The organism is Brevundimonas sp., from assembly GCF_036405315.1.
GTDB lineage: Bacteria > Pseudomonadota > Alphaproteobacteria > Caulobacterales > Caulobacteraceae > Brevundimonas.
Map to the genome: position 1 here is coordinate 1 of NZ_DASWXW010000091.1, position 12,356 is coordinate 12,356.

Consider the following 12,356-nt stretch of genomic DNA (forward strand, 5'->3'; position numbering starts at 1 on the left):
CGTCGGTCCTGTCCGCAGTGCAACGGGCGCTTCACCACCTTCGAGCGGGTGCAGCTGCGCGAACTGGTCATCCTGAAACGGAACGGCCGCCGCACCCCCTTCGACCGCGACAAGCTGGAACGCTCGCTGGGCATCGCCCTGAGGAAACGTCCCGTGCAGCCCGATCAGGTCGAGCTGCTGGTCAGCCGCATCGTGCGACAACTGGAAAGCCTGGGCGAGACCGAGATCCCCTCCAGCATTGTCGGCGACTTCATCATGAAGGCGCTGAAGTCGGTCGATGAGGTCGCCTACGTCCGCTACGCCTCGGTCTACAAGGACTTCCGCCACACCGGCGACTTCGCCAAATTCCTGGGCGACGAGGGCTTCGACGAGACCAAGCCCGACGACCCGCGCTGATGCGCCCGCGCGTCACCCTGAAGCTGGCGACGTCGCTGGACGGCCGCATCGCCACGGCGTCCGGCGAAAGCCAGTGGATCACCGGACCCGAGGCGCGCCAGCAGGGCCACCGCCTGCGCGCCGCTCATGACGCCATCCTGGTCGGCGTCGAGACGGTGCTGGCCGACGATCCCGAGCTGACCGTCCGTCTTCCTGACTACGCCGGGTCGCATCCCCTGCGCGTCGTTCTCGACAGCCGCCTGCACACCCCCGCGACGGCCAGGGTCGCCAGCGGCAACACCCTGATCCTGACGACCGCCGCGTCCCACGCCGTCGGCAAAGCCGAGGTAGTCGCGGTCGCCGCCGAGGACGGCCGCCCCGCCGTCGCCGCCGTGCTGGAGGCCCTGACCGCTCGCGGCGTCACGTCGCTGTTGATCGAGGGCGGAGGCCGCGTCGCCGCCTCCTTCCTGCAGGCGGGCGTGGTGGACGCCATCGAATGGTTCCGCGCTCCGATCCTGCTGGGCGGGGAGGGCAGGCCCTGCGTCGCCTCCCTGGCGCTTGCAAAGCTGGCCGACGCCCCCAAGTTCCGTCGTCTGGGCGTCGAGCCTGTCGGAGACGACCTGTGGGAACGCTACGCGCGAGCGTGACGCCTCCTCAGGCGCGATTTCAGACGAATTAGACTAATTAGACTCTGTTTTTTGGGTCCGAAGGGACCGGAGCTTTCATGTTCACCGGCATCGTCACCGACATCGGCCGCGTCCGCAGCGTCCGCCAAACCGACCGCGACCGTCGGTATGAGATCGAGACCGTGTGGGACACGGCCGGCATCGACCTGGGCGCCTCCATCAGCCACGCGGGCTGCTGCCTGACCGTCACCGAGAAGGGCGAGGGCTGGTTCGCGGTCGAGGTCTCGGGCGAGACCCTGTCCAAGACCAAGCTGGGTGAGTGGGCCGAGGGCGCGCGCGTCAATCTGGAGCGTGCGGCCAGGCTGGGCGACGAACTGGGCGGACACATCGTCTCGGGCCACGTCGACGGTCTGGGCGAGGTCGTCTCGATCACGCCCGAGGGCGGATCGCACCGCATCGTGGTCGAGGCGCCGGCCCCGCTGCACCGATTTATCGCCCCGAAGGGCTCAATCACCGTCGATGGGGTTTCCCTGACCGTGAATGGGGTGCAAGAGCGCCGCTTCGACTTGAACATCATTCCGCATACGTGGGATGCGACCACGCTCGGCGGCCTGAAGGTCGGCGACAAGGTCAACCTGGAGATCGACATGCTGGCGCGCTACCTCGCGCGGTGGCAGGAGACCGCATGATGAAACTGGCCGTCCACAATACCGACAGCCCGATCAGCCCGATCGAGGATATTCTCGAGGACGCCCGCAACGGCCGCCCCTACATCCTGGTGGACGCCGAGGATCGCGAGAACGAGGGCGACATCGTCATTCCGGCCCAGTTCGCCACGCCGGACCAGATCAACTTCATGATCCGCTATGCGCGCGGCCTGGTCTGCCTGGCCATGACCGGCGAGCGGGCGCGGCAGTTGCGCCTGCCGCCGATGGCCGCCGACAATCGCGAGAGCATGAAGACCGCCTTCACCGTCTCGATCGAGGCCAAGGAGGGCGTGACCACGGGCATCTCCGCCGCCGACCGTTCGCACACCATTCAGGTCGCGACCGACCCGACCCGCGGGGTGGACGACATCGTCTCGCCCGGCCACATCTTCCCGCTGGTCGCACGCGACGGCGGGGTTCTGGTCCGCGCGGGCCATACCGAGGCCGCCGTCGACATCAGCCGCATGGCGGGCCTGAACCCGGCCGGGGTGATCTGCGAGATCATCAAGGACGACGGCGAGATGGCGCGAATGCCCGACCTGGTGGCCTTCGCCCAGCTGCACGGGCTGAAGATCGGCACCATCGCCGACCTGATCGCCTATCGCCGCCGCACCGAACGCTTCGTCGAGCGGTTGCTGGAGACCCCGTTCGAGAGCGTCCACGGCGGGCCCTTCAAGCTGATCCTCTATCGCAACACCATTGAGGGCGCCGAACACATCGCCCTGGTGCGCGGCGACATCGACCCGACCAAGCCGACCGTGGTGCGGATGCACCAGATCGACTTCGCCGCCGACCTGCTGGGCCATGTCGAGGCGCGTCAGGACTATATTCCGAAGGCGATGCAGGCCCTGACCGCTAATGACGGTCCCGGCGTGGTCGTCTTCCTGCGTGATCCGGGCCTGCACGGCCTGGCCGAGCGCCTGGGCGGGGCGGACAAGCCGACCGCCGTGGATCGTTCGCTGAAAGCCTATGGCGTCGGCGCCCAGATTCTGCTCGACCTTGGCGTCAAAGACATGATCGTGATGAGTTCGACGCGGCCCAATCCGACGGCGCTGGAAGGCTACGGCCTGCGCATCGTGGGCTGGCGCGATATGGACGGAGAAGACCAATCCTGAACGACCCCACCCGCGTCCTGATCGTCGAGGCGCGCTACTACGACGACCTGGCCGACGCCCTTCTGGAAGGGGCCAAGGACGCCCTGCGCGCGCAAGGCGTGCAGTTCGACGTCGTCACCGTGCCCGGCGCCCTGGAGGTTCCGACCGCCATCGCCCTGGCCGAGGAAGCCGGTCGTTTCCCGACCGCGCCCCGCTATGACGGCTATGTCGCCCTGGGCTGCGTCATTCGCGGCGAGACCTATCACTTCGAGATCGTCTCGGATCAGTCGGCCGCCGGCATCATGCACCTGGGCCTCAAGGGCCTGGCCATCGGCAACGGCATCCTGACGACCGAGGACGAAGAGCAAACCTGGGCCCGCGCCCGGATGAGCGAAGGCGACAAGGGCGGCGGCGCCGCCCGCGCCTGCCTGGATCTGATCGCGCTGCGCAAGCGCCTGCGCGGAGGACTGGCCTCGTGACCGAGCCGACCAACACCACCCCGGCGACCGTCGCCGAAGTCATGGCCCAACTGGCGGAGGCCGACAAAGCCCGCGCCGAGCCGCAACTGACCAGCCGTCAGCGCCGCGCCCGCACGGTCGCCCGTCTGGCCGCCGTCCAGGCCCTGTATCAGATGGAGTTGGCGGGCGAGGGCGTGGACGTCATCGTCAAGGAATTCCGCGATCATCGCTTCGACGCCGACATCGACGGCGCGCCCCTGGCCGAGGCCGACGAGGACTGGTTCTCCGACATCGTCCACGGGGTGGTCGAGGACCAGCGGGCCATCGACGAGGCCGTCAAGGCGCGTCTGGCCTCCAACTGGCGGCTGGAGCGTCTGGACGCCACCCTGCGCGCCCTGCTGCGCTGCGGCGCCTGGGAGTTGAAGTCCAAGCCCGACGTGCCGCGTGAAATCGTCATCGACGAGTATGTCGAGCTGGCCAAGGCCTTCTTCGACGAAGCAGAGGCGAAGTTCGTGAACGCGGCGCTCGACGGCGTGGCGCGCGATGCCCGCGATTGACGTCGCTGGCGAATTCGAGACCATCCAGCGGCTTCTGAAGCCGCTGGCGCACCCGGAATGGGCGAGGGGGCTGGCCGACGACGTGGCCGTGCTGCCCTCGCGTCCGGGGCATGATCTGGTCCTGACCAAGGACGCCATCATCGAGGGCGTCCACTTCCTGCCCGACGACCCTCTGGACACGGTGGCGCAGAAGCTGCTGCGCGTGAACCTGTCCGACCTGGCCGCCAAGGGGGCCGAGCCCTTCGGCTATCTGCTGGCCTGCCACTGGTCCGAGCGTTGCGGCTGGCCCGAGCGCGAGGCCTTCGTCGCCGGGCTGCGGCGCGATCAGGCCATCTTCGACATTGCCCTGCTGGGCGGCGACACGGTCAAGACGCCGGGACCGGCCAGTTTCTCCGCCACCCTGCTGGGCTGGGCGCCGTCCTCCTCGACGGTCAGCCGGGGCGGGGCGCGGCCCGGCGATCTGGTCTTCGTCACCGGCACCATCGGCGACGGCTGGCTGGGCCTTCAGGCGGCGCAGGGCGCCCTGTCGCTGGAGCCGGAGCGCATGGACGCGCTGGAGGCCGCCTATCGCACCCCCATGCCGCGCGTCGAGTTCGCATCGGTCGTGCGCGGCCTGGCCACCGCCAGCGCCGACGTGTCCGACGGCCTGCTGGCCGACGCGGGCCACATCGTCGAGGCCAGCGGCGTGCGCATCGAACTTGATCTGGAGGTCCTGCCCCTGTCGGCGGCGGCCCAGGCCTGGCTGGACGGCCGCGTGGACGCCCAGGGCGCGCTCGAACTGCTGGCCGCGGGCGGCGACGACTACGAGATCGTCCTGACCATTCCGGCGGGCGCCGAGAACGCTCTTCGTCGTGAAGCGGAACGCCGTCACCTGCGCCTGACCCGCATCGGCCGCGTGGTCGAGGGCAGGGGCGTGATCGTGCGCCATCTGGGACAGGAGATCGCCCCGACCCGGACCGGCTGGACCCACGGTTAGAGCAACGGAATCCTAACCGGGGCGCAGTAGGGTGGGTTCATGCAACGTCGCGCCCTGATCCAGGCTGGAGCCGTCCTGACCGCCGCCGCCATGACGGGTTCGGCCCACGCCTCGGAAAAGGCCGCCCCGCCCGCAGCCGCCTTCGTCAACATGACAGGCGTCGGCCTGCCGGTCATCGTGGACGGTCGGGTGCGCAACTACGTCTTCATCGTGCTGAAGCTGCATCTGGGGCCGGGCCATGCGGTCGAGGCAGTGCGGGCCAAGGAGGTCTATCTGCGTGACGCCCTGGTTCGCGCCGGGCATCGGACGCCCTTCACCCTGGCCGACAGCTGGACCGCCCTGGACACGGCGGCCCTGAGCGCCAGCGTGATCCGCTCGGCCTCGACCCTGATCGCGCGTGGGGCGGTGGCGCGCGTCGAGGTCGTCAGCCAGACGCCGCGCCGCCGCACGGGCATGAGGGGCGTCTGACCCCCTCGCAGAGCACTGTTGCGTCACAGCGGCGCATTTGACACTGTTAAGCCGCAATTCCCGGGGGACGTGAGGTTGCGTCCGTAGGCGCACGGGGGGACCGGAAGGCGGAGACGAGGCGAAACGCCCGCCCGCGCCAAGGATCCGTGTGCTCGTTGCACAAGGGCTTGGAAACGCCATGATGAATTACGTTTGGCTGGCCATCGCGGCCGGCGCGCTGGGGGTGCTTTACGGCGCTGTCCAGACCGCCGTCCTGATGAAGGCCGGCACGGGTAACGACAGGATGCGGGAGATCGCCGCAGCGATCCAGGAAGGGGCGTCGGCCTATCTGAAGCGTCAGTACACAACGATTGGTATGGTGGGGGTCGTGATCTTGGTCGCGGCCTTTTTGCTTATCGGGCCCTGGGCCGCGCTCGGGTTCCTGATCGGGGCGGTGCTGTCGGGCGCCGCCGGGTTCGCCGGGATGCTGATCTCGGTGCGGGCCAATGTGCGCACGGCGCAGGCGGCGTCTGAAAGTCTGGCCAAGGGGCTGGACCTGGCCTTCCGCTCGGGCGCCATCACCGGCATGTTCGTGGCGGGCGGCGCGCTTCTGGGCGTGTCGGGCTACTACGCCTTCATGACCCAGGGCATGGGCTTTGAAAGCACCAGCCGCACGGTCGTCGACGGCCTGGTGGCCCTGGGCTTCGGCGCCTCGCTGATCTCCATCTTCGCGCGACTGGGCGGCGGCATCTTCACCAAGGGCGCCGACGTGGGGGGCGACATGGTGGGCAAGGTCGAGGCCGGCATCCCCGAGGACGACCCCCGCAACGCGGCCACCATCGCCGACAACGTGGGCGACAACGTCGGCGACTGCGCCGGCATGGCCGCCGACCTGTTCGAGACCTATGCGGTCACGACCGTGGCGACCATGGTCCTGGCGGCCATCTTCTTCCGCAACCAGCCCTATGTCGAAGTGATGATGATGCTGCCGCTGGCGATCTGCGGCATCTGCATCGTGACCTCGATCATCGGCTCCTTCTTCGTCCGACTGGGCAAGGGCGGCAACATCATGGGGGCCTTGTATCAGGGCCTGATCGTGACGGGCCTGCTGTCCGTGGTCGCGGTCTGGTGGGTGATCAACACCCTGCTGCCTGGCGCGGTCGAGACCTCGGGCGGGCTTCTGATCCAGCCGATGAACCTGTTCTGGTCCGGCGTCGTCGGCCTGCTGGTCACGGCGGGCATCGTGGTCATCACCGAGTTCTACACCGGCACCGGCTTCCGCCCGGTCAAGTCGGTGGCCAACGCCTCGGTCTCGGGCCACGGCACCAATGTGATCCAGGGTCTGGCCGTCTCGCTGGAATCCACGGCGCTTCCGGCCCTGACCATCATCGTCGGCATCGTCGCGGCCTTCCAGCTGGCGGGCCTGTTCGGCATCGCCATCGCCACCACCACCATGCTGGGCGTGGCGGGGATGATCGTGGCTCTGGACGCGTTCGGTCCGGTCACTGACAACGCGGGCGGCATCGCCGAGATGGCGGGCCTGCCGCCGGAAGTGCGCGTCTCGACCGACGCCCTGGACGCCGTGGGCAACACCACCAAGGCCGTGACCAAGGGGTACGCCATCGGTTCGGCGGGTCTGGGGGCTCTGGTCCTGTTCGCCGCCTATGTGGAAGACCTCAAGCACTTCTCGGCCGACGCCGCGCCGGGCAGCTTCTTCCATGGCATGGGGGCGGTCGCCTTCGACCTGTCCAACCCCTACGTCGTGGTCGGCCTGCTGTTCGGGGGGCTGCTGCCCTTCCTGTTCGGCGGGATGTCGATGACGGCGGTAGGACGCGCCGCCGAGGCCGTCGTGGCCGAGGTGCGTCGTCAGTTCCGCGAGAACCCCGGCATCATGACCTTCCAGACCAAGCCGGAATACGGCCGGGCGGTGGACATCCTGACCAGCGCGGCCATCCGCGAGATGATCGTGCCCAGCCTGCTGCCGGTGCTGTCGCCGATCGTCCTGTTCGTGGTCGTCCTGTTCATCCAGCCGGACAAGGCCAACGCCTTCGCCGCTCTGGGGGCCATGCTGATGGGGGTGATCGTGACCGGCCTGTTCGTGGCTATCTCGATGACCTCGGGCGGCGGCGCCTGGGACAACGCCAAGAAGCTGATCGAGGAAGGCTTCACCGACAAGAACGGCGTGGTCCACGGCAAGGGCTCCGAAGCGCACAAGGCCGCCGTCACCGGCGACACCGTGGGCGATCCTTACAAGGACACCTCCGGTCCGGCGGTCAACCCGATGATCAAGATCACCAACATCGTGGCGCTTCTGCTGCTGGCGGTGCTGGCCAGCGGGAAGATCGTCTGACGAAAAGGCCCCGAGGATCGCTCCTCGGGGCCTGATTCTTTTCGGTCAGGAAGCTTAGTCCGGGCGGCGCTGGCCGGGGACGTCTTCCTCGGTGCGCGGCAACTGGCCGCGGCCGACGTTGCCCAGCAGTTGTTCCAGGATGGTCAGCTGACGGCCGCGGGTCGGCGTTTCGCGACGCTGCATGGTGATGTCGCGGCCATCGGCGAGACTGAGGGTGCGGACCGCGGCGACCTTGTCGTCGGCCTTGTTGAAGGTGATCTCCGTCACCGTGCGCTGCGACACCTGCGGCTTGTTGTAGGTGTAACGCTCGGTCATCTGGGTCATGTAGTACCAGACGGTGTCGGGCTCGAAGGTCGAGGTCGTCGAGGGCGAGCCGAGGCGCGCCAGGACGGTTTCCTTGGTGTCGGTGCCGGCCACCACGTCCTGAGGCTTGGCGTCGATCGCCTGGAAGCCCTGGGTGGCGACGACGGGCGCGCAGGCGCCGGCTGCGGCGGCCAGAGCGACGGCGGCGAAGATCGGTGTAAATCGGGGCATCAGCGTCCGCCTCAGCATAACAAGGTCTTTGACCTAACCGGCGCTGCGTCCTAGTGCAACGGCGCGGCGGAAAAGGGGCCGATCCAAATGCTTAGAAATCTCTTCCGACAGCGGCCCGATGAGCGCCAGGGCGACGCCCTGTATGCCTTGGCGGTCGAGCAGGCCCGCCAGCCGGCCTTTTACACCGCCCTGGGCGTGGCCGACCGGATCGACGCCCGGTTCGAACTCTACACCCTGCACGTGCTGATTCTGTTCCTGCGGCTCAAGCAGGACGGCGAGCGCGGCGAGGTCGCGGCCCAGAAGCTGTTTGACGTCTACATCTCGTCGCTGGACCACACCCTGCGCGAGCTCGGCGTCGGCGACGTCTCGGTCGGCAAGAAGATGCGCAAGCTGGGCGAGTCCCTTTATGGTCGCATGAGCGCCTATGAAGGTCCGCTGCGCGCCGAGGACGTGGACGCCCTGGCCGCTTCGTTGGCCAAGAACGTCTATGAGAGCGCCGACGCCGCGACCGGACAGGCCTTGGCGCGTTACGCCGTGACCTCGCGTCAGAACCTGACGCAACAATCATTTGAAGCCGTGTCCAAGGCTCCGGCCTGGGCGGAGATCGCCGCATGACCGACCTGCCTCCCTTGCCCTACAGCGAACCGCTGCGCCTGCATCAGATCGGCGCGGGCCTCCAGCGTGTCCTGACGCCGGACGCCGACGCCATCAAGCGGATCGCCCGCGCTCTGGACCTTCAGGCGCTCGACGCCTTTCAGGCCGAGATCAATCTCATTCCGACCGTCTCGGGCTGGCGGATGGAAGGGCGCGTCGTCGCGGACGCCGTTCAGACCTGCGGCCTGACGCTGGAGCCGCTGCCGGTTCACATTGATCGCAAGTTCTCGGTGCAGATGGTCGAGGCGACCGAGCGCGAGGAAGACGAGGACGGCGAGATCGACCTGGAGCTGGACGACGATTCGCCCGATCAGATCGAAGACGGCCGCCTGGACCTGGGTCAGTACGCGGTGGAGCAGTTGGCGCTTAGCCTGGACCCGTTCCCGCGCAAGCCGGGCGCGGTGTTCGAGCAGCCCAAGGAACCCGGCGAAATCTCGCCTTTCGCGGTGCTGAAGACCCTGCGTCCCAAGGACGGCGCCGACGAAGGTTGACCTGACGTCGGGCTGGTTGCATCCCAAGGGTGCGACATTTGCGTCCTGCATCCCTATATGAAGCCGCGACAAGACGGCGACGGAGTCCATTTCCACTTGGCATCCCCAACACTGATCTCGCTCGACGCCATGGGGGGAGACCACGGTCCCTCGGTCGTGGTCGGCGGCGTGAAGGACTATTTCTCGCGGCATGACGGCGAGGGTCTGCGCTTCCTGCTGCACGGCGACGAGGCCGCGATTCGCGCCGAGATGGCGCGCTGCGGCCTGACCGACGCCGTCTGCGACGTGCGCCACACCGACAAGGTGGTGGCCATGGACGAAAAGCCGGCCCAGGCCATGCGTCGGGGCAAGGGTTCCAGCCTGTGGAACGCCATCGAGGCCGTGAAGACGGGCGAGGCCGCCGCCGCCGTATCCGCCGGCAACACCGGCGCCCTGATGGCCATCTCCAAGCTGATCCTGCGCATGGCGGCACCGGGGCTGGAGCGCCCCGCCATCGTCGCCAGCTGGCCGACCCTGCGCGGCTACACCGCCGTTCTGGACGTGGGCGCCAACATCGGCAGCGACGCCAAGCAACTGATCGAGTTCGCCATCATGGGCGAGGCGTTCCAGTCCGCCGTTCATGGCGTGGCCAAGCCTAGCGTCGGCCTGCTGAACGTCGGATCAGAGGACATGAAGGGCCACGACGAGGTGCGCGAGGCCCACGCCATCCTGCGCGAAGGCGGCATTCCGCTGAACTATCACGGCTTCGTCGAGGGCGACGACATCGCCAAGGGCACGGTGGACGTCATCGTCACCGACGGCTTCACCGGCAACATCGCCCTGAAGACGGCCGAGGGCACGGCGCGTTTCATCTCCAGCCTGCTCAAAGAGGCGCTGACCTCGGGTCCGGTCGCCAAGCTGGGCGCCCTGATCGCCATGCCGGCGCTGAAGCGCATGGCCGCCAGGATCGACCCCAACGCCATCAACGGCGGGCCTCTGCTGGGCCTGAACGGAATCGTCGTGAAAAGCCACGGCGGCGCCACGCCTCAGGGCTATGGGAACGCCATCCGCATCGCCGTCGATCTGGCGCGCAGCGACTATATGGCCAAGGTCGGGGCCAACCTGGGGCGGCTCGCCGCCCTGGATCAGCCCTCCGCCGCCGCCGAAACCATCGGGGAGACCCACTAGTGAGCGTCATTCGCAGCGCCGTGACCGGCGTCGGCTCTTTCCTGCCGGAGAAGGTCGTCACCAACGCCGACCTGGCCAAGTTCGTCGACACCTCGGACGAGTGGATCGTCGAGCGCACCGGCATCAGGCAACGCCATCAGGCTCGCGACGACGAGCCGACCAGCGACCTGGCCGTCGAGGCTGCGCGCCGCGCCCTGGCCGACGCCGGCAAGACGGCGGCGGATGTCGACCTGATCATCGTCGCCACCACCACCCCGGATCAGACCTTCCCCGCCACCGCCGCCATCGTGCAGGCCAAGCTGGGCGCGCCGGTCGGCATCGCCTTCGACGTTCAGGCGGTCTGCTCGGGCTTCGTCTATGCCATGAGCGTGGCCGACGGCTTTGTCGCGCGCGGCATGGCCAAATGCGCCCTGGTCATCGGCGCCGAGGAAATGACCCGGCTGATGGACTGGAACGACCGGACCACCTGCGTCCTGTTCGGCGACGGCGCCGGCGCCTTCGTCGTCGAGCCGCGCGAGGGGCAGGGGACCAAGGCCGATCAGGGGGTGCTGGGCTTCGCCCTGCGCTGCGACGGCTCCAAGTCGGACATGCTCTATGTCGACGGCGGCCCGGCCACGACCGGCACGGTCGGTCACTTGAAGATGCTGGGCAACCAGGTCTTCCGCCACGCTGTGGTGAACATCGCCGAGGCCATCGTCGGCGCGGCCGAGGCGGCGGGGGTCGAGATCCCCGAGATCGACTGGTTCGTGCCCCACCAGGCCAACCAGCGCATCATCAAGGGCGTCGGCGAGCGCCTGGGCCTGGATGAGGACAAGGTCATCTCGACCGTCGCCATGCACGCCAACACCTCGGCGGCGTCGATCCCCCTGGCCATGGATGCGGCCATCAAGGACGGGCGCATCAAGCGCGGCGATCTGGTGCTGGTCGAGGCCATGGGCGGCGGTTTGACCTGGGGCGCCTGCGCCTTCCGTCTCTGATTTGCATTCAGGGCTTTGATTCGGGGCGACTTTGCCCTTCTATGCGTTCGGATTGGCAGCGGAGAGACGCAGTGACGGGACAAGACACCCTGACCCGGGCGGATTTGTGCGAGGCGGTGCATGAAGAGGTGGGCCTGTCCCGCCAGGAATGCTCCGGTCTGGTTGAGCGCACGCTCGAACTGGTCGTCGAATCGCTGGAGCGCGGCGAGACGGTGAAGCTGTCCGGCTTCGGCGTCTTCCAGGTGCGCGAAAAGCGCGCCCGCATGGGCCGCAACCCCAAGACGGGCGAGCCGGCGGCGATCAACCCGCGTCGGGTCATCAGCTTCCGCGCCTCGCAGATCATGAAGAGCCGGGTCCACGACGCGGTCGTCGAGGACTGATTTACCGTGGCCAAAAGCCCGAACGCCTTTCGCACCATTTCCGAGGCCGCTGACGAAGTCGGCGCGCCCCAGCATGTCCTACGCTTCTGGGAGACGAAGTTCGACTTCATCGCCCCGGTCAAGCGCGCGGGCGGGCGTCGCTTCTATCGGCCCGAGGACGTCACCGTCCTGAAGGGCGTGCGGCGGCTGCTGCACGACGAGGGGCTGACGATCCGCGGCGTGCAGCGTCTGCACAAGGAGCAGGGGCTGGCCCGTCTGGCCGCCTATGGCGATCCGACGACGGCGCTGGAGATCGACGCCGACGTGGAGCGCGAACCCGCCGCCGCAGTCGCCGCCGCGCCGTTCGAGGCCGCGCGCCTGGGCGCCGTTCTGGCCGACCTGGAATCGGCGAAGGCGCGTCTGGACGCTGTTCTGCATCGCTAAGGCGAACTTGTTGTTCAAAGAGCGTTTTAGCGTTTGCGGACTGCGGAATCGCCGTCTATACGGAGCGCCTTCGGAGCGTGGCGCAGCCTGGTAGCGCACTTGACTGGGGGTCAAGGGGTCGCAGGTTCGAATCCTGTCGC

The 12,356-nt window shown here is 68.1% G+C and carries 16 protein-coding genes; 15 read left to right on the forward strand and 1 reads right to left on the reverse strand.

Annotation, left to right across the window (positions count from 1 at the left end):
* The 9 genes from VGE49_RS05675 to VGE49_RS05715 form a co-directional block, all read left to right on the forward strand.
* On the forward strand, window positions 1-396 hold a 396-nt coding region (locus VGE49_RS05675), incomplete at its 5' end, for a transcriptional regulator NrdR (RefSeq protein WP_331033593.1).
* On the forward strand, window positions 396-1,022 hold the full coding sequence (gene ribD, locus VGE49_RS05680; protein ID WP_331033594.1) for a bifunctional diaminohydroxyphosphoribosylaminopyrimidine deaminase/5-amino-6-(5-phosphoribosylamino)uracil reductase RibD: 627 nt from the start codon (window positions 396-398) through the stop codon (window positions 1,020-1,022). The genes VGE49_RS05675 and ribD, both read left to right, overlap by 1 nt.
* A gap of 77 nt (window positions 1,023-1,099) precedes the next feature.
* Window positions 1,100-1,690 carry a riboflavin synthase gene (locus VGE49_RS05685; protein ID WP_331033595.1) on the forward strand — a complete coding sequence of 197 codons (591 nt, stop codon included), beginning with the start codon at window positions 1,100-1,102 and terminating at the stop codon, window positions 1,688-1,690.
* Window positions 1,687-2,823 carry a 3,4-dihydroxy-2-butanone-4-phosphate synthase gene (gene ribB, locus VGE49_RS05690; RefSeq protein WP_331033596.1) on the forward strand — a complete coding sequence of 379 codons (1,137 nt, stop codon included), beginning with the start codon at window positions 1,687-1,689 and terminating at the stop codon, window positions 2,821-2,823. The genes VGE49_RS05685 and ribB overlap by 4 nt, the downstream gene beginning before the upstream one ends.
* On the forward strand, window positions 2,817-3,281 hold the full coding sequence (gene ribH / locus VGE49_RS05695) for a 6,7-dimethyl-8-ribityllumazine synthase (RefSeq protein WP_404822167.1): 465 nt from the start codon (window positions 2,817-2,819) through the stop codon (window positions 3,279-3,281). The genes ribB and ribH overlap by 7 nt, the downstream gene beginning before the upstream one ends.
* Window positions 3,282-3,322: 41 nt before the next feature.
* The gene (nusB, locus tag VGE49_RS05700) at window positions 3,323-3,817 is read left to right on the forward strand and encodes a transcription antitermination factor NusB (RefSeq protein ID WP_331033606.1); all 495 of its coding nucleotides are present in this window, start codon (window positions 3,323-3,325) and stop codon (window positions 3,815-3,817) included.
* Window positions 3,804-4,793: a thiamine-phosphate kinase gene (thiL, locus tag VGE49_RS05705; protein ID WP_331033597.1), complete on the forward strand. Its 990-nt coding sequence runs from the start codon at window positions 3,804-3,806 to the stop codon at window positions 4,791-4,793. The genes nusB and thiL overlap by 14 nt, the downstream gene beginning before the upstream one ends.
* 39 nt (window positions 4,794-4,832) lie before the next feature.
* Window positions 4,833-5,261, forward strand: coding sequence for a hypothetical protein (locus VGE49_RS05710; RefSeq protein ID WP_331033598.1), 429 nt, complete (start codon window positions 4,833-4,835; stop codon window positions 5,259-5,261).
* 178 nt (window positions 5,262-5,439) lie between these two features.
* A complete protein-coding gene (locus tag VGE49_RS05715) occupies window positions 5,440-7,590 on the forward strand; it encodes a sodium-translocating pyrophosphatase (RefSeq protein WP_331033599.1) in 2,151 nt (716 codons plus the stop codon).
* 54 nt (window positions 7,591-7,644) lie between these two features.
* On the opposite strand, the gene bamE is transcribed toward VGE49_RS05715, so the two are convergent.
* Complete coding sequence (gene bamE, locus VGE49_RS05720) at window positions 7,645-8,124, reverse strand: outer membrane protein assembly factor BamE domain-containing protein (RefSeq protein ID WP_331033600.1); 480 nt, start codon at window positions 8,122-8,124, stop codon at window positions 7,645-7,647.
* Window positions 8,125-8,211: 87 nt separating this feature from the next.
* Between bamE and VGE49_RS05725 the strand changes: the two genes are divergently transcribed.
* From VGE49_RS05725 to VGE49_RS05750, 6 genes are all read left to right on the forward strand, one after another.
* Complete coding sequence (locus VGE49_RS05725; protein ID WP_331033601.1) at window positions 8,212-8,739, forward strand: ubiquinol-cytochrome C chaperone family protein; 528 nt, start codon at window positions 8,212-8,214, stop codon at window positions 8,737-8,739.
* Entirely contained in the window at window positions 8,736-9,269 is a 534-nt protein-coding gene (locus VGE49_RS05730) for a YceD family protein (protein ID WP_331033602.1), read from the forward strand. Before VGE49_RS05725 ends, VGE49_RS05730 begins: the two co-directional genes overlap by 4 nt.
* Window positions 9,270-9,365: 96 nt before the next feature.
* Window positions 9,366-10,436: a phosphate acyltransferase PlsX gene (gene plsX, locus VGE49_RS05735; protein WP_331033603.1), complete on the forward strand. Its 1,071-nt coding sequence runs from the start codon at window positions 9,366-9,368 to the stop codon at window positions 10,434-10,436.
* Window positions 10,436-11,413, forward strand: coding sequence for a beta-ketoacyl-ACP synthase III (locus VGE49_RS05740; protein WP_331033604.1), 978 nt, complete (start codon window positions 10,436-10,438; stop codon window positions 11,411-11,413). Before plsX ends, VGE49_RS05740 begins: the two co-directional genes overlap by 1 nt.
* Window positions 11,414-11,484: 71 nt before the next feature.
* Entirely contained in the window at window positions 11,485-11,793 is a 309-nt protein-coding gene (locus VGE49_RS05745; RefSeq protein ID WP_105562122.1) for an integration host factor subunit alpha, read from the forward strand.
* Between the two features lie 6 nt (window positions 11,794-11,799).
* Window positions 11,800-12,216, forward strand: coding sequence for a MerR family transcriptional regulator (locus VGE49_RS05750; RefSeq protein ID WP_331033605.1), 417 nt, complete (start codon window positions 11,800-11,802; stop codon window positions 12,214-12,216).
* Window positions 12,217-12,356 lie beyond the last annotated feature (140 nt).